Raw genomic sequence first — 16,360 nt, forward strand, 5'->3', positions numbered from 1 at the left:
CCGAGATCGCGCCTCAAGCGTAGATCTTGTTTGCCCGCGTCTCGAAGGCATCCGTAAACATGCGGAAGGCGCGATCGAACATCGATCCCATCAAGGCGCCGAGGATGCGGCTCTTGAACTCATAATCGATGAAGAAATCGATGCTGCAGCCGCCATTTTCCGACGGCGTGAAGCGCCAGCGATTATCGAGATATTTGAACGGGCCGTCGATGTATTTCACGTCGATCGCGCGCTCCGCCTTGTTCAGCAGCACCTGTGTCGTGAAGGTCTCGCGGATCGCCTTATAACCGACGGTCATATCGGCAACGAGCAAGGTCTTGCCGTCCCGCTCCTTGCGGCTCCGGATCGTCAGCGCCTCGCAAAGCGGCAAGAATTCGGGATAGCGTTCCACGTCGGCGACGAGGTCGAACATCTGGTCGGGCGAATGCGGAACGGGGCGATGAGTTTCGAATTGAGGCATGAGCCGCAATTAAGCAGGACGGCCAAGAAGATCAAGAAGCTGACGCATTTCGCCGCGGGATTTCAGCTGTAAAACAGGCACATCGGGGCCGTGCTCGACAAGGGCGGCGACGACGCGGGGCGTAAATTTCTCCTCGAACGTCCAGATGAAACGCAGGAACTCCCAATCGATCTTCTCTTTGCATCCGGGCGCCATCTCAGGCCGCGTGCGCCCGATCCATTTGAGCCATCGCGAGACGGCACCCCAAATGCAAAGCAATCGCGGCATCCGCACCCAGATGACGAAATCGGTGCGCGGCAGACGAATATCGAACGTCGAGGGATTCGTGCCGTCCATGACCCATCGCTCGCCTTCAATCATGGAGAGGATGAGGGAACGCTGCTCGGTCTTGTCGCGCTGAACCCAGCCCGGCAGCCACAATATGTCCCGATCAACCGAGATATAGGTGAGGTCGAAACGGGCAGCAATCTTCTGCGACAGCGTCGACTTGCCGCCACCGGAGCAACCCATGACGAGAATGCGATTCGCCTTTTTGAGAAGGGCAGCCCCTTCATTCATGTCAACGGTGCAAGACAGCACCTGCGGCGCGACGATCTGCTCCACGGTCCAGCTCCATTGTCTCATCTAAAGCGCCGAAACCGGTAACAAACGGCGGCGTGTTCCCTAGGCCGCGTCGATGACAAAGAGATGACGGCGCGAACAAAAACCGCGGCACAATCGCCGCGGTTCGTTCGAATGGCAAGATGTAATCTTGGCGCGCTTACTCGGCAGCGAGCAGCAGCTTCTTTTCGCGGGCGGCACGCAGCCGCTCGAAATCGTCGCCGGCATGATGCGACGAGCGGGTGAGCGGGCTGGAAGCTACCATCAGGAAGCCCTTGGTATAGGCGACCGTCTCATAGGATTTGAACTCTTCCGGCGTCACGAAGCTCATCACCTGATGATGCTTGCGCGTCGGCTGCAGATACTGGCCGATCGTGAGGAAATCGACATCGGCGGTGCGCAGGTCGTCCATCAGCTGCAGCACTTCGTTGCGCTCTTCGCCGAGGCCGACCATGATGCCTGACTTCGTGAACATGGTCGGATCCAGTTCCTTGACCCGCTGCAGCAGGCGGATCGAATGGAAGTAGCGCGCGCCGGGACGCACGGTCAGATAATTACCCGCGACGGTTTCCATGTTGTGGTTGAAGACATCGGGCTTGGCGGCGACGACGCGCTCCAGCGCACCCGGCTTCTTCAGGAAGTCCGGTGTCAGGATTTCGATCGTGGTCGTCGGCGACGCGGCCCGGATCGCCCAGATCACCTTCTCGAAATGCTCGGCGCCGCCGTCCGCCAGATCGTCGCGGTCGACGGACGTGATGACGACGTGGCTGAGGCCCATTTCCTTGACGGCCTTGGCGACATTTTCGGGCTCGGCCATGTCGAGCGCATTCGGTTTGCCGGTCGCGACATTGCAGAAGGCACAGGCGCGGGTACAGATCTCGCCCATGATCATGAAGGTGGCGTGCTTCTTGTCCCAGCATTCACCGATATTCGGGCAACCTGCCTCCTCGCAGACCGTGACCAGCTTATGCTCCTTCACGATCGAACGGGTCTCGGCATAGCCCTTGGATGTCGGCGCCTTGACGCGGATCCAGTCCGGCTTGCGCAGGACTTCCGTATCCGGCTTGTGCGCCTTCTCCGGATGCCTGATGCGCTTTGCATCCGGGTTGATCGTGTCGAGAATCGTGACCATGAAACGTCTACTTTCCGCCGCTACCTGCGGCCCTTCATCGCCGGGCGAATTTGGCGAGGAATATCAGAATGCATGCACCAATGAAACCGGTGATGAAAAAGCCGAGCCGACCGCCGGGCACGCCGACATGCAGGGCGACCAGAAGTCCCGCCGCGACCACCGAGCCGGCGATACCGAGGATGATGTTCAGGATGATACCGTAGCGCGCATCCATCAGCTTGCCCGCGAGCCAACCCGCGAGACCGCCGATGATGATCAGACCCAGCCAACCGACACTTTCCATCAAACCCTCGTTCCAGGCGTATTGCTAGGGTGCCCTAGACGATCAATCTCGCCAAAAGCACCACGATGATCGCACCGACGGTGGCATGGATGATCTCCACCACAAGCGCATTTTCAATGCCGAGCGAAATCCCGAAATAGTGAAACAGGAAGCCGCCAACGAACGCTCCGATCACGCCGCTCACCAGGCAACCGATGAGCCCGCCGCCTCCGACGATCAGGCTCGCGAGAAACCCCGCGACCAGCCCGATGAGAAGAAAGACGATCCAACCTTGAGCCGCTATAGACATGTTGATTTCCTTTCCTGATTTCCACCCTTTGGATAAAGGGCATGGCAGGAAATTATCAAGCGTTCAGCGCCCGGCCGTAGGCGTCCAGCACCGCTTCCTTCATCGTTTCCGAAACGGTCGGATGCGGGAAGATCGTGTGCATCAGCTCTTCTTCCGTCGTCTCCAGGTTCATGGCGACGACGAAGCCCTGGATGAGTTCGGTAACCTCTGCGCCGACCATATGCGCGCCGAGCAGTTCGCCGGTCTTCTTGTCGAAGATGACCTTGCAGAGTCCCTGGTCCTCGCCGAGAGCAATTGCCTTGCCGTTGGCGGCGAAGGAGAAGCGGCCGACGCGGATATCGCGGCCGAGTTCCTTTGCCTTGGCTTCGGTCAGGCCGACGGAGGCGACTTGCGGCTGGCAATAGGTGCAGCCCGGAACCTTGCTCTTGTCCGTCGGATGAACGTTCGGCAGGCCGGCGATCTTCTCGATGCAGACGACGCCCTCGTGCTCGGCCTTGTGCGCCAGCATCGGAGGACCGGCAACATCGCCGATGGCATAAATGCCGGGAACGTTGGTGTTGCCGTAGCCGTCGATGACGACGCAGCCGCGGTCGGTCTTCACGCCGAGCGCTTCAAGTCCGAGATTTTCGATGTTGCCCTGCACGCCGACGGCCGAGATCATGCGGTCGGCAACGATCTGCTGAACCTTGCCGTCTTCGGTTTCGACATGGGCGGTGACGCTGTTGGCGGCCTTATCGACCTTCGTGACCTTCGCCTTGGTGAAGATCTTCAGGCCGCGCTTTTCGAGCTGCTTGCGGGCGATGCCGGAGATTTCGGCATCTTCCACCGGCATGACGGTCGGCATGACTTCGACGACTGTGACGTCGACACCCATGGAGCGATAGAAGCTTGCGAATTCGATGCCGATCGCGCCCGAGCCCATGACGAGCAACGACTTCGGCAGGAAGTCCGGCTTCAGTGCTTCGAAATAGGTCCAGATCAGCTTGCCGTCCGGCTCGATGCCGGGCAGCGCGCGCGGGCGGGCGCCGGTGGCGACGATGATATGCTTGGCAGTGTAGGTGCCCTCACCCTTGACGTTCTTCGGCAGCGGGTGCTGCGGCTCGACAACCGGCTTGGTCGACTTGCCGACGACGATCTCGCCGGGCTGAGCGCCGGTCGAAGCCTTGGTGATCTTGGCTTCGCCCCAGATGACGTCGACCTTGTTCTTCTTCATCAGGAAGCCGACGCCGGCATTCAAACGGGCGGAGACACCGCGCGAGCGGGCAACGACGGCCTTCACATCCGCGCTGACCTTGCCTTCGAGAACGAGGCCGTAATCCTTCAGATGGTTGGAATGATCGAGAATTTCGGCCGAGCGAAGCAGCGCCTTTGTGGGTATGCAGCCCCAGTTGAGGCAGATGCCGCCCAGGTGCTCGCGCTCGACGATCGCGGTCTTCAGGCCAAGCTGGGCGGCGCGCACGGCGGCGACATAACCGCCGGGACCAGAGCCGATGATAATGACGTCGTAATTCTCAGCCATGTGTTTCCTGCCTTATTGCTGGCGGCGGATCGGAGCCGGCGCCTTGAATCTATCAGAGACCGAGCATCATCCGCACGATCGGCTCGAGGCCGCGACCGAGCGCCCGGGTGTTTTCCGCATCGAGATGAACGCCATCGAGCGGCGTGGTCACAGCGACCGTATTAGCGTCGAAGAAGCCGCAGCCGAGCTCGTCGGCCAGATCTCTGTAGAGCGTCGGCAGCTTGTTCGATTCCTTGACCGCGCCGAGATAGCTCGCCGCAAAGGCCGGATTGGCCGTTTCGGTGATTGCCGGCGGGGCAACGATAAGGATATCGGGCACCTCGTAGTCGAACCCCCAGGCGTGATTGCGCACGAGCTGGACCAGCCGGCTGATGCCCTGCAAAGCGGCGAACGCCGAGCCGGCCACAACCGGTTTCATATCGTTGGTGCCGAGCATGAGGATCACGAGATCGAGCGGATTGTGGCTCTGCAGGATCGTCGGCAGGATTCTCGCGCCGTTGCGATCGCAATCGGCGAGGTGATCGTCGAAAGCCGTCGTGCGACCGTTCAACCCTTCCGGGATGACGCGCACCTGGCTGCCGAGCGCCTTTTGCAGCGCGCTCGGCCACCGATCTTCAAAGGCATGACGGCCGATCGTCTCGGCGCTGTAGCCCCATGTCAGCGAGTCGCCGTAACACAGAACAGTCTTGGTCATTCACGCCTCCGTGTCGCGACAAGGCTCAGACGAGCATCCCCATCGGATTTTCGATGTAGCCCTTGAAGGCTGCCAGGAGCTCAGCACCGAGCGCACCGTCAACGGCGCGATGGTCGGTCGACAGCGTGACGGTCATCACGGTGGCAATCGCCATTTCGCCCTTCTTGACGATGACGCGCTGTTCGCCCGCGCCGACGGCCAGGATGGTCGCATGCGGCGGGTTGACGACGGCGGCGAAATTCTTGACGCCCATCATGCCCATGTTAGACACCGCGGTCGTACCGCCCTGATACTCCTCAGGCTTCAGCTTGCGCTCCTTGGCGCGCTTGCCGTAGTCCTTCATCTCGTTGGAGATGGTCGAGAGCGTCTTCTGCTCGGCGCTGCGGATGATCGGCGTGATCAGGCCGCCCGGGATGGACACGGCAACGCCGACATCGGCATGCTTGTGCTTGACCATATTGCTGTCGGTCCAGGACACGTTGGCATCCGGAACATCGCGCAATGCCAGCGCCAGAGCCTTGATGACCATGTCATTGACCGAGAGCTTGTAGGCCGGCACGCCATCCTTGGACTTCGGAGCGGAATCGTTGAGCTGCGTGCGGAGAGCCAGCAGCGCGTCGAGTTCGCAATCGACCGAGACGTAGAAGTGCGGGATCGTCTGCTTGGATTCCTGCAGGCGCTTGGCGATCGTCTTGCGCATGCCGTCATGCGGCACGAGCTCGTAGGAACCCTGCTCGAACAGCTTGAGCACGGCGTCGTCGGACATGCCCTTCGCAGCGGCCGGAGCAGCAGCGGCGGCGGCCGGCTGTGCTGCCGGTGCTGTTACAGGAGCAGCCTTGGCGGTGCCGCCGGAAACGGCAGCTTCGATATCCTTCTTGACCACGCGGCCATGCGGGCCGGTGCCGGAAACCGCTGTCACATCGATGCCGGCTTCCTTGGCAAGACGGCGTGCGAGCGGAGACGCGAAGGTGCGATGACCGTCGTTTGCAGTCGGAGCCGATGCAACGGGTGCAGGTGCAGCCGCAGGAGCCGAAACGCTTGCCGGAGCCGGAGCTGCCGCAGGTGCGGCTTCCGCCTTCGGAGCTTCCTTGGCTGCCGGAGCAGCAGCGGCACCAGCGCCGGATGCTGCAGCGGCAACATCTTCGCCATCGGCGGCGATGACGGCAATCAGGGCATTGACCTTCACGCCTTCGGTGCCGGCCGGAACGACGATCTTCGCGACGGTGCCTTCATCGACAGCCTCGACTTCCATCGTTGCCTTGTCAGTCTCGATCTCGGCGATCACGTCGCCAGACTTGATCTTATCGCCTTCCTTGACCAGCCACTTGGCGAGGTTGCCCTCTTCCATGGTCGGCGAGAGGGCAGGCATGGTGATGTTGATAGGCATCGATGAGCCCTCCCCTTATTTGTAGCAAACGGCCTTCACCGCATCGACCACTTCGGCGACGCTCGGAAGCGCCAGCTTTTCGAGGTTGGCGGCGTATGGCATGGGTACGTCCTTGCCAGCGATCGTCAGGATCGGCGCATCGAGATAGTCGAAGGCCTGCTGCATCACGCGAGTGGCGATTTCCGTGCCGACGGAGGACTGAGGATAGCCTTCCTCGACGGTGACCAGACGGCCGGTCTTCTTGACCGATTCGATGATCGTCGGCAGGTCCATCGGGCGGATGGTGCGCAGGTCGATGAGTTCGACATCGATGCCCTGGGCTTCCAGCTCGGCGACTGCCTTCGTGGCGTAGGTCATGCCGATGCCGAAGGAGACGACCGTGACGTCCTTGCCCGGACGATGGATGCGGGCCTTGCCGATCGGCAGAACGAAATTATCGAGCTTCGGCACATCGAAGTGCTGGCCGTAGAGAATTTCGTTTTCAAGGAAGATGACCGGGTTCGGATCGCGGATGGCAGCCTTCAGCAGGCCCTTGGCGTCGGCTGCCGTATAGGGCATGACAACCTTGAGGCCCGGAATCTGGCTGTACCAGGCCGCGTAATCCTGACTGTGCTGAGCGCCGACGCGGGCTGCCGCGCCGTTCGGGCCGCGGAACACCATCGGAGCACCCATCTGGCCGCCCGACATATAGAGCGTCTTGGCGGCGGAGTTGATGATCTGGTCGATCGCCTGCATGGCGAAGTTGAAGGTCATGAACTCGACGATCGGGCGAAGGCCGGCCATCGCAGCACCGACGCCGATACCGGCAAAGCCGTGCTCGGTGATCGGAGTGTCGATTACGCGGCGAGCGCCGAATTCCTGCAGCAGGCCCTGGGTCACCTTGTAGGCGCCCTGGTATTCCGCGACTTCTTCACCCATGACGAAAACGTCCTGGTTGGCGCGCATTTCTTCGGCCATTGCATCGCGCAGTGCTTCACGCACCGTCATCGACACCATTTCCGTGCCGGCCGGAATTTCGGGGTCAGCGGCTGCGGCAACCTTCGGCTGGGCCGGAACGGGTGCAGCAGCAGGCGCCGGAGCGGCGGCAGGAGCTTCGGTCTTTGCCGGCTCGGCTGCGGGTGCGGCCTTGGCGGAAGAGATAGCGTCGGCGGATTCACCGTCCTGCAACAGGATGGCGATCTTGGTGTTGACCTTGACGCCTTCGGTGCCGGCATCGATCAGCAGCTTGCCGATCGTGCCTTCGTCGACGGCTTCCACTTCCATGGTGGCCTTGTCGGTTTCGATTTCGGCAATGACATCACCGGAAACGACCTTGTCGCCTTCCTTCTTGAGCCATTTCGAAAGGGTACCCTCTTCCATTGTCGGAGAAAGGGCGGGCATGAGAATGTCGATGGGCATAGTGTCCCTCCCCGATTTAGAGCAGAATGTCGGTATAGAGCTCGGATGCATCCGGCTCCGGATCGTTCTGGGCGAAATCGGCGCTGTCTGCGACGATGTCCCGGACATCCTTGTCGATATCCTTCAGATCGTCTTCGCTCGCCCAACCCTTTTCGAGAAGGCGAATACGGACCTGTTCGATCGGGTCATGCTCGGAGCGCATCTTCTGCACTTCATCCTTCGAACGGTACTTGGCCGGATCGGACATGGAGTGACCGCGATAACGGTAGGTCAGCATTTCCAGGATGATCGGGCCTTTGCCGGAACGGCAATGCGCGACAGCTTCGTCAGCCGCAGCCTTGACGGCGCGTACGTCCATGCCGTCGACCTGGATGCCGGGAATGCCGAAGGATGCACCGCGCTTGGAGAAATCGGCCTGCGCGGTGGCGCGAGCGGTCGAGGTGCCCATGGCGTAGCGGTTGTTCTCGATCACGAAAATGACAGGCAGCTTCCAGAGCTGCGCCATGTTGAAGCTTTCGTAGACCTGGCCCTGGTTGGCGGCGCCATCGCCAAAATAGGCAACGCTGACATTGTCATTGCCGCGATACCAGTTGGCAAAACCGAGGCCGGTGCCGAGCGAGACCTGGGCGCCAACGATGCCATGGCCGCCGTAGAAATTCTTTTCCTTGGAGAACATATGCATGGAGCCGCCCTTCCCTCGGGAATAGCCGCCCTGACGTCCGGTCAGCTCAGCCATGACGCCACGTGCGCTCATGCCGGTTGCCAGCATATGCCCATGGTCGCGATAGCCGGTAATGACCTGGTCGCCATCCTTCAGCGCCAGCTGCATGCCGACGACGACAGCTTCCTGACCAATATAAAGGTGACAGAAACCGCCAATGAAGCCCATGCCGTAAAGCTGGCCGGCCTTCTCTTCGAAGCGGCGGATCAGGAGCATCTCACGATAAGCCTTGAGCTCCGCATCACGATCGAACTCCGCGATCGGGCCGCCATTGGTTTCCTTGGCAGGCCTTGATGCTGTCTTACGGCTGGAAACGGTCGCGTTTTTTCGCGGCGCCATTCAACCCTCCCTGTGTGAGTAGCCTCGTTTTTTGGTGAGGCGTAACATAGGGAAGATTGTCCGCCACAGCAATGCTATAATTGCATGGCTCATATTCTCCGCAAGTTATTGATATAACTCGCGAAAAGTCGATTAACCGGAATTCGGTTAATTACGGCTATTTGTTGAAGATGACGATCTCGTTCGCCTTAGAATAGGTCAGCTGATAACGCGCATATTGATCGAGCATGTCCTTGTCCAGGGAGCCGTCACTCAAGAGCGTGACCTCCTTTTCAAGGTGTTCGCGCTTGGCGACCAGATCCGCCAATTCCTTGGCGCGATCGACGCGGCGCTGCTCGAATACTTCGGTCGCCTTCAGGCCGTAGTCGCCATGGATGCAATGATAACCGAAATAGCTCACAAAGGCGACGGTGATGGCGGGAAGGATGAAACGCCCGAACTTTCTCTTCTTATGATACTTTGTCCACATACTCGCTCGAAACGCTCTGGCTTTAAGCAATCTTACTCCAGAGCCAATGTCGCTTCGGACAAGATCACATCAAATCAAACACCTAGAGCTAATTTACCCGGCAGAGATTAACCGTCCGTTGACTCTAACTGCGCAGGCCAACAAAAAACCGCGCCCGAAGGCGCGGTGGTTCGATTTCAGATAGGAATGGCGCGCGGATCCGGAGATCCCGCGGATCAGGCATCAGCCACGCAGAATGGAGCGGCCGGCATACTTTGCCTGCGGGCCGAGAGCTTCTTCGATGCGGATGAGCTGGTTGTACTTGGCGAGGCGGTCGGAGCGCGACAGCGAGCCGGTCTTGATCTGACCGCAGTTGGTGGCAACGGCGAGATCGGCAATGGTGGAATCTTCCGTTTCGCCCGAGCGATGCGACATGACGGCGGTATAGTTGGCCTTGTGTGCGGTTTCGACGGCATCAAGGGTCTCGGTCAGCGAGCCGATCTGGTTGACCTTGACGAGGATCGAGTTGGCAACGCCCATGCGGATACCGTCGCGCAGGCGAGCGGAGTTGGTGACGAACAGATCGTCGCCGACCAGCTGGGTCTTCTTGCCGATCAGGTCGGTGAGCGTCTTCCAGCCTTCCCAGTCGTCTTCAGCCATGCCGTCTTCGATCGAAGCGATCGGGTACTTTGCGGCAAGTTCCGCCAGGTATTCGGCCATCGCGCCGGATTCCAGCGTGCGGCCCTCGCCTTCAAGCACGTACTTGCCGTCCTTGAAGAATTCGGTCGAGGCGCAATCGAGGCCAAGAGCGATTTCTTCGCCCGGCTTGTAGCCGGCCTTTTCGATGGACTTCATGATGAAGTCGAGGGCTGCCGGAGCGCTGGAGAGGCCCGGTGCGAAGCCGCCTTCGTCGCCGACATTGGTGTTGTGCCCCTGCGATGCCAGTTCCTTCTTGAGGACGTGGAAGATTTCCGAGCCCATGCGCACGGCATCGCGGATGGATTCTGCGCCGACCGGCAGGATCATGAATTCCTGGAAGTCGATGGGGTTATCGGCATGGGCGCCGCCGTTGATGATGTTCATCATCGGAACCGGCAGGAGACGGGCATGAGCGCCGCCGACATAGCGGTAGAGCGGCAGGTTGGCGCTCTGGGCAGCGGCCTTGGCAACGGCAAGCGAGACGCCGAGGATAGCATTGGCGCCGAGGCGCGACTTGTTCGGCGTGCCGTCGAGTTCGATCATGATGTTGTCGAGCTGGATCTGGTTTTCAGCGTCCATGCCGCCGATCGCATCGAAGATTTCCGAGTTGACGGCTTCGACAGCCTTCTCGACGCCCTTGCCATGGTAGCGCTTGCCGCCATCGCGAAGCTCGACGGCTTCATGCGCGCCGGTCGACGCACCCGACGGAACCGCCGCGCGGCCCATGCTGCCGTCTTCGAGGTAGACATCGACTTCGACGGTCGGATTGCCACGGCTGTCGAGAATCTCGCGGGCGATAATGTCGGTGATTGCGGTCATGATAGCTTCCTGCTCGCTGGTTTATAAATCGATTTAAATCGTCTTAATCGAAGGCACGGAAATTTCAATGCCGATCCGCGCCCCGATTTGGCACTCCTGCAGGCCGCGTAAAGCAAATTCATGTCAGCCTGTTGAATGCCTGATATTTCTTAAGCCTTGGCCACGGCATCAAAAGCCAGCAGCTTCTCCAGAAGCCGCGGCATGTCCTTCAGATAAACCATGTTCGGGCCATCCGAGGGCGCATTGTCCGGGTCTTCATGCGTCTCGACAAAAACACCTGCCACGCCGACGGCAACGGCGGCGCGCGCCAGCGTCTCGACGAATCGGCGGTCACCGCCGGTAGAGCCGCCCTGCCCGCCGGGTTGCTGCACGGAATGGGTCGCATCGAAGATCACTGGCGCGCCCATAGCCGCCATGATCGGCAGCGAGCGCATGTCGGAGACCAGCGTATTGTAGCCGAAGGAGGCGCCGCGCTCGCACAGAAGAATGTTCGGATTGCCGCTTTCATTGAGCTTGGCAAGCACGTTCTTCATATCCCAGGGCGCGAGGAACTGACCCTTCTTGACGTTGACAATACGGCCGGTCTTGGCGGCCGCAACCAGCAGATCGGTCTGGCGCGACAGGAAAGCCGGGATCTGCAGGATATCGACCGTCTTGGCAACGACGGCGCATTGCTCTTCCGTGTGGATGTCGGTCAGAACCGGAAAGCCGTATTCCTTCTTGAGGTCGGCAAAGACTTCCATGGATTTTTCCAGACCGATGCCGCGCTTGCCTGACAGAGAGGTCCGGTTCGCCTTGTCATAGGAGGACTTGTAGACAAGGCCGATGCCGAGCTTGCCGCAGAGCTCCTTCAGGACTCCGGCGACCATGAATGCATGGTCGCGGCTCTCCATCTGACAGGGGCCGGCAATCAGCGACAGCTTGGCGGTGTTGGAAAAGAGGACCTTGGAGGCACCCTCGCCGACGGTGACTTCGGAATTCGTGCTCATGCTATCTCCTCGAAGGCGAACAATGCGCCCTGTCCGGGCGCCAGCCTTGCCAGTATACGATTGTTCTTACGCGTGTAGGTGACGCCGTTAGCAGCGAAATGCGACGATGTCACGGAAAGATCGCGCGTTTTGAAAAGGATTGCGCGCGCCCTCAGCCCGGGATCGCTGGTATGAACCGGCAAATCGTAGAATGCCTCCATTCCTTCCGGCGACAAAAGTTCGAGATCGACATTGGCCGTCTTGATCGTCAAGCCGAAGGAGTGCTCGAGGACTCGCGGACCACCAACGATCTCTTCGAAAAAGCCGCGATACACCGCTGGTGTCAGCGCGGAAAGCGCCACCCGCGCGATGCCGGTCACGCCGTTTTCGTGACGTTCGAGCGCGCCACGATCGGCCGGCAGCGGATTGATACGCTGACAGCAGAAGGCCAGGAAATCCGGCGCGCGCAGATCCGCCGCAAATGCGAGACGAAAGCCGGCCGTGGTTTCCGTTCCGTCCGGCATCTTCATCGGCCGCGAGAAATCAAGCATGCGCCCGGCCGAGATCGCGGCCGCCTTGAAACGCTCGTCGTCGTCGACGGCATCGTCGGTGCCGAAAACCACGGCCGAAAATCCATCCTCGGCGACGCGGAATCGATAAGCCTGGTCACGCGCGACGAAGACGTTGCCATCGGCAATACTCGTCTCGCATTGCTCCTGCGATGCCACGCCCAAAGGCTCGAGATAGGTCTTATCGGCAAGGAAGACACAGGCATTTTCAGTGCCGAAAGGATGGCGGGCATCCGGAGCCACCGTGAAGCCGAGCTTGCCCAGGCGCTCGCGCGCCAGAGCGATGTTGACGGTCGGCAGCACGAGATGATCCAACGGATGCGGTGACAAAGTCATGGTCCTCCCTTGTTTGCCCGCAAGAACAGATTTGCGCCCATACAATGCTCAATTCAAGACCAAAGCCAAAGCCGTGAACGCGCAGAAGAACGCGGGCGCACTAATTCTCAACTGTAGCCGGCTTATGCGACAGTCGTCGTCTCCATCCGCACATGCGCCGAGCGGGATTGACGTGAAGCGTCCATAAAGCGAACAAAGCGGCATTTCTCATATTTATCGATGAATTAGCGCGGATATAATTCCCGAGGAATTTCAAGCGATCCGTGCGATAGCGGCAATTATTTGACAGACCCGGCGAAGCTTTACTGAAATTTAAGCACTTGCAGAACACATATGGAACATATAGTGTCCGTTCTGGATTTGTTTCACGATTTTTCTTGATTTGGGGTTCCAAGACGATGTTGACGCGCAAGCAGCAGGAACTGCTTCTCTTCATTCACGAGCGGATGAAGGAGTCCGGTGTCCCGCCATCTTTCGACGAGATGAAGGACGCATTGGATCTGGCATCCAAATCCGGCATTCACCGTCTGATCACGGCGCTCGAGGAACGTGGCTTCATCCGCCGCCTGCCGAATCGGGCGCGGGCGCTCGAAGTCATCAAGCTGCCGGACGCCTATAATTCGAGCCTGCAGCCACGCCGCGGCTTTTCGCCGAGTGTTATCGAAGGCAGTCTCGGCAAACCCCAGCCGGTCGCGCCGCCAGCCCCGGCAAAGGTTGCAAACGACGACCACAACAGTTCGGTATCGGTACCGGTCATGGGGCGCATCGCTGCCGGCGTTCCGATTTCCGCCATTCAGAACAATACACATGACATTACCGTTCCCGCCGACATGCTCGGCTCCGGCGAGCATTATGCGCTGGAGGTGAGGGGCGATTCGATGATCGACGCCGGAATTTTCGATGGCGATACGGTCATCATCCGAAATTCGACGACAGCCAATCCCGGCGATATCGTCGTTGCGCTCGTTGACGACGAAGAGGCAACGCTGAAGCGCTTCCGCCGCAAGGGCGCCTCGATCGCGCTGGAAGCCGCCAATCCGGCCTATGAAACCCGCATCTTCGGGCCAGACCGCGTCAAGGTTCAAGGCAAGCTGGTAGGGCTTATTCGTCGTTATCATTGACGGATGAGTTATCACTAACAGTTGGATTACCGTTGACGGGTGATACCTGCGCAGGTGGTGTACCGAATTTGCCGGTGCGCCAATCATAGGTTCGGTGTCTGGTCCATGGTCGCTGCGGGTTTTCGAAAGCGGCAGAGATAACGGGCTTATCGGCGGTGAGCGCCATTTCGATGGACCCGGTTTTGCGCAATGTCGCACCGGTTATGAGTATCGCTCCGGAGCGGCAATGATCGAGCCGCAGTCGGATCGGGGTCACGACGATATTTGCCGTGTCGCAGGCGGACGGCAAATAGGCTGCGTTTTCTATGGTGATCAGGATAGCGCCATTATCAAGCATGGCTGCGCACCATGCGCCTTTCTGGCAGGCGAAACTTCCCTGCATCGTCCGGTCCAGCGCTTCCTCCATTGCCTTACGGACTGCCTTATGTTCTTCGCTGCTCAGTCGCTTGTGGCGATCGGTCTTGCTGATCTGCGGAAGCCGGCTATCGCTGGGGAGAATAGTGGGCGGCTGGTGTTCGGTTGCGACCAGTGCCTTCTGCCATTGTTCGAAAATGAAGGCCTGCGGCCTTTCGCGATTTGTGGCGAGTATATCGTCCTGTCGCAGCGCAACCAGGACCCCATCTTCCGAAATCATCAGATCCGGCTTCGGCACGCCGGAGTCGAATGCCGCCACGCCGGTGGATGAAAGCACCAACAGCAGCCCCAAATGGCGAAGCCGGGTCCGCAACACGGTCATGATCAGGAAGCCGGCAATGAAGGTCGGCATTAGCCAGCCGGGTTGGCGGCCGAAGGTGATGTCGCCTCCCCAACCGGCCACCGTTTTGGCGATTACGATGACGAGTTCCAGTCCCTCGCCGGTGACCTTCCAAAACGGCCCGTCCAGGCCGAAGGGCATGAGCAGCATTGCCACCATGCCGAACGGCATGACAATGAAGGAGACCACCGGCATGGCCGCGAGGTTGGCGGCGAGACCATATGTCGCCAGCCGGTGAAAATGCTCGATCGAGAAGATGGCCGTCGATGCGCCGCCGATGAACGAGGTCGACAATACGCCGCCGAAGAAGCGCGAGACGAAGAGCAGCGGGCTTAACAGGCGGATCCGCGAGAGGATGTTTTCGCGGTGCCGCCGTCGTTTCCATAACGAATAGCCCGACACCAGCGCCAGCGTTGCGGCATAGGACATCTGGAAGCTTGGGCCTAGCACCTGCGACGGCGACAGAACAAGGATGACGATGGCGGATAGCGCGACATTGCGAAGGCTGAGCGAGGGCCGATCGAAAAGTACGGCCACCAGCATGATCGCCATCATGATGAAAGCACGCTCGGCGGATACGCCGAAGCCGGAAATGAGGTAATAGGCCGTTACCGTCAAAAGCGCGCCGAAAGCCGCGAATTTCTTGGTCGGCCAGGCCTGCGCAACTCCCGGAAACAAGCTGAACAGATAGCGCAGGCCGACATAGAAGATGCCGGCCGATAGCGCCATGTTCAGCCCCGAAATTGCAATAATATGGGTAAGACCGGCAATTCGCAGCGACTCGGTCGTATCCTTGGAGATCGCACGTCTCTCATCGGTGACGAGCGCCGCAGCGAAGGCGCCCGTATCTCCCGGCAGGGTTTCCCTGATCCTGTCGCCGATGCCGTTGCGCAGGCCGGCAAGCCAGATATCGGCCTTATCCAGCAGCGAATTTGCGGTGTTATCACCGGATGGAGGCAATAGGTTCGGGCTGCCATAGGCGAAACCGTTCGCACCAATGCCATTGAAGTAAGAGCTGAAGGCGAAATCGTTGAGGTCAGGCAAAGCCGGCCCGGACGGCGGTGTCAGGCGCGCCCTGCCCTGGATGCGATCGCCGAGGTCAAACGGCTTCAGCTGCTTGCGTACGAAGATCGTGATCCGTTCCGGCGAACGGCGAATCGTGGGCTTTTCCGTTGCCGCGACCCGGACGACATAGCGCCAGCCGCCATTGTCATAGGATTCACGTCGCTCGACCCTCCCCGTGACGGTCGTCGTCACGGCCGAGTCGAGCATGACAGTGGAAGCCCGCCAGCTTTCCCATTGAGCCAGCGCCATGCCGAGGCAGATCAGCATGGCGGCGAAAAGCAGATGCCGAAACAGCCTGCCCGTTTCCCGCCGGAGCGCAAAGCTAGCGGTAAAGACAAACAGGCCCGCCAGCACGGCTTGCGGAGGCGGATCGCTGCCAGCTTCGAACCAGAAGATCGCACCGAGACCCATATAGATCGGCGCGAAAAGGATGGCGCGGCCGTGTGCGGCTTCCTCCTCGACCAGCCGGGCAATGCCGCCTCGAATGCGGCCCGCGATCAGGAGGAAACGCGAGGTCAGCGGCGCCAGATGCTGCGTCCGCTCCCCTTGTCGTGCCTTGGCACGAAGCACATTCGTCGCGACGGCAGGACGAAGCTGCGAAGGCGCAGCGACTTCCCGGCCATCGTCCCGCTGCTCCGTTGCCTCCAAATTAGGCACTCGCCGCCACCCCCACGCAAAACCACAGCTTTGGCGCGATTTTTGCCGTCACCATCAGGTGATTTCAACCGAAATCGGCATGATAGGGATGAAATTGAGCCG

16 protein-coding genes are annotated in these 16,360 nt (G+C 60.0%); 1 reads left to right on the forward strand and 15 read right to left on the reverse strand.

Translation table 11 applies throughout. The features are described 5' to 3' along the window. Window positions 1–13: 13 nt before the first annotated feature. From HGP12_RS02770 to HGP12_RS02835, 14 genes are all read right to left on the reverse strand, one after another. Entirely contained in the window at window positions 14–460 is a 447-nt protein-coding gene (locus HGP12_RS02770; protein ID WP_168839010.1) for a type II toxin-antitoxin system RatA family toxin, read from the reverse strand. Window positions 461–469: 9 nt separating this feature from the next. Continuing rightward, window positions 470–1,018 (reverse strand): AAA family ATPase, encoded by a 549-nt coding sequence (locus HGP12_RS02775; protein WP_205926325.1) that lies wholly within the window; start codon window positions 1,016–1,018, stop codon window positions 470–472. 202 nt (window positions 1,019–1,220) lie between these two features. Beyond that, complete coding sequence (lipA, locus tag HGP12_RS02780; protein ID WP_168839011.1) at window positions 1,221–2,192, reverse strand: lipoyl synthase; 972 nt, start codon at window positions 2,190–2,192, stop codon at window positions 1,221–1,223. 34 nt (window positions 2,193–2,226) lie between these two features. Further along, window positions 2,227–2,475, reverse strand: coding sequence for a GlsB/YeaQ/YmgE family stress response membrane protein (locus HGP12_RS02785; RefSeq protein WP_092715509.1), 249 nt, complete (start codon window positions 2,473–2,475; stop codon window positions 2,227–2,229). 34 nt (window positions 2,476–2,509) lie between these two features. Continuing rightward, window positions 2,510–2,764 carry a GlsB/YeaQ/YmgE family stress response membrane protein gene (locus HGP12_RS02790; RefSeq protein ID WP_168839012.1) on the reverse strand — a complete coding sequence of 85 codons (255 nt, stop codon included), beginning with the start codon at window positions 2,762–2,764 and terminating at the stop codon, window positions 2,510–2,512. A 55-nt stretch (window positions 2,765–2,819) separates the two neighbouring features. Then, window positions 2,820–4,283 carry a dihydrolipoyl dehydrogenase gene (gene lpdA, locus HGP12_RS02795; protein WP_168839013.1) on the reverse strand — a complete coding sequence of 488 codons (1,464 nt, stop codon included), beginning with the start codon at window positions 4,281–4,283 and terminating at the stop codon, window positions 2,820–2,822. Window positions 4,284–4,335: 52 nt separating this feature from the next. Beyond that, entirely contained in the window at window positions 4,336–4,977 is a 642-nt protein-coding gene (locus HGP12_RS02800; protein WP_168839014.1) for an SGNH/GDSL hydrolase family protein, read from the reverse strand. A 25-nt stretch (window positions 4,978–5,002) separates the two neighbouring features. After that, window positions 5,003–6,364, reverse strand: a complete 1,362-nt coding sequence (locus tag HGP12_RS02805; RefSeq protein ID WP_168839015.1) for a pyruvate dehydrogenase complex dihydrolipoamide acetyltransferase — start codon at window positions 6,362–6,364, stop codon at window positions 5,003–5,005. A gap of 15 nt (window positions 6,365–6,379) precedes the next feature. Further along, window positions 6,380–7,762 (reverse strand): pyruvate dehydrogenase complex E1 component subunit beta, encoded by a 1,383-nt coding sequence (locus HGP12_RS02810; RefSeq protein ID WP_168839016.1) that lies wholly within the window; start codon window positions 7,760–7,762, stop codon window positions 6,380–6,382. A gap of 16 nt (window positions 7,763–7,778) precedes the next feature. Then, window positions 7,779–8,822 (reverse strand): pyruvate dehydrogenase (acetyl-transferring) E1 component subunit alpha, encoded by a 1,044-nt coding sequence (pdhA, locus tag HGP12_RS02815; RefSeq protein ID WP_168839017.1) that lies wholly within the window; start codon window positions 8,820–8,822, stop codon window positions 7,779–7,781. A gap of 157 nt (window positions 8,823–8,979) precedes the next feature. Further along, window positions 8,980–9,291 (reverse strand): septum formation initiator family protein, encoded by a 312-nt coding sequence (locus HGP12_RS02820; protein ID WP_168839018.1) that lies wholly within the window; start codon window positions 9,289–9,291, stop codon window positions 8,980–8,982. 222 nt (window positions 9,292–9,513) lie between these two features. Continuing rightward, window positions 9,514–10,788 carry a phosphopyruvate hydratase gene (gene eno, locus HGP12_RS02825; RefSeq protein ID WP_168839019.1) on the reverse strand — a complete coding sequence of 425 codons (1,275 nt, stop codon included), beginning with the start codon at window positions 10,786–10,788 and terminating at the stop codon, window positions 9,514–9,516. Window positions 10,789–10,937: 149 nt separating this feature from the next. Next, a complete protein-coding gene (gene kdsA / locus HGP12_RS02830) occupies window positions 10,938–11,777 on the reverse strand; it encodes a 3-deoxy-8-phosphooctulonate synthase (protein ID WP_168839020.1) in 840 nt (279 codons plus the stop codon). After that, window positions 11,774–12,661 carry a VOC family protein gene (locus HGP12_RS02835; protein WP_168839021.1) on the reverse strand — a complete coding sequence of 296 codons (888 nt, stop codon included), beginning with the start codon at window positions 12,659–12,661 and terminating at the stop codon, window positions 11,774–11,776. The genes kdsA and HGP12_RS02835 overlap by 4 nt, the downstream gene beginning before the upstream one ends. A gap of 398 nt (window positions 12,662–13,059) precedes the next feature. Here HGP12_RS02835 and lexA point away from each other — a divergent pair, with 398 nt between their 5' ends. Then, on the forward strand, window positions 13,060–13,782 hold the full coding sequence (gene lexA / locus HGP12_RS02840) for a transcriptional repressor LexA (protein WP_168839022.1): 723 nt from the start codon (window positions 13,060–13,062) through the stop codon (window positions 13,780–13,782). Here lexA and HGP12_RS02845 read toward each other — a convergent pair. After that, entirely contained in the window at window positions 13,763–16,258 is a 2,496-nt protein-coding gene (locus HGP12_RS02845; RefSeq protein WP_409526810.1) for a ComEC/Rec2 family competence protein, read from the reverse strand. The genes lexA and HGP12_RS02845 overlap by 20 nt on opposite strands. Between the last annotated feature and the right edge of the window lie 102 nt (window positions 16,259–16,360).

Source organism: Rhizobium sp. P28RR-XV, from assembly GCF_012641385.1.
GTDB lineage: Bacteria > Pseudomonadota > Alphaproteobacteria > Rhizobiales > Rhizobiaceae > Rhizobium.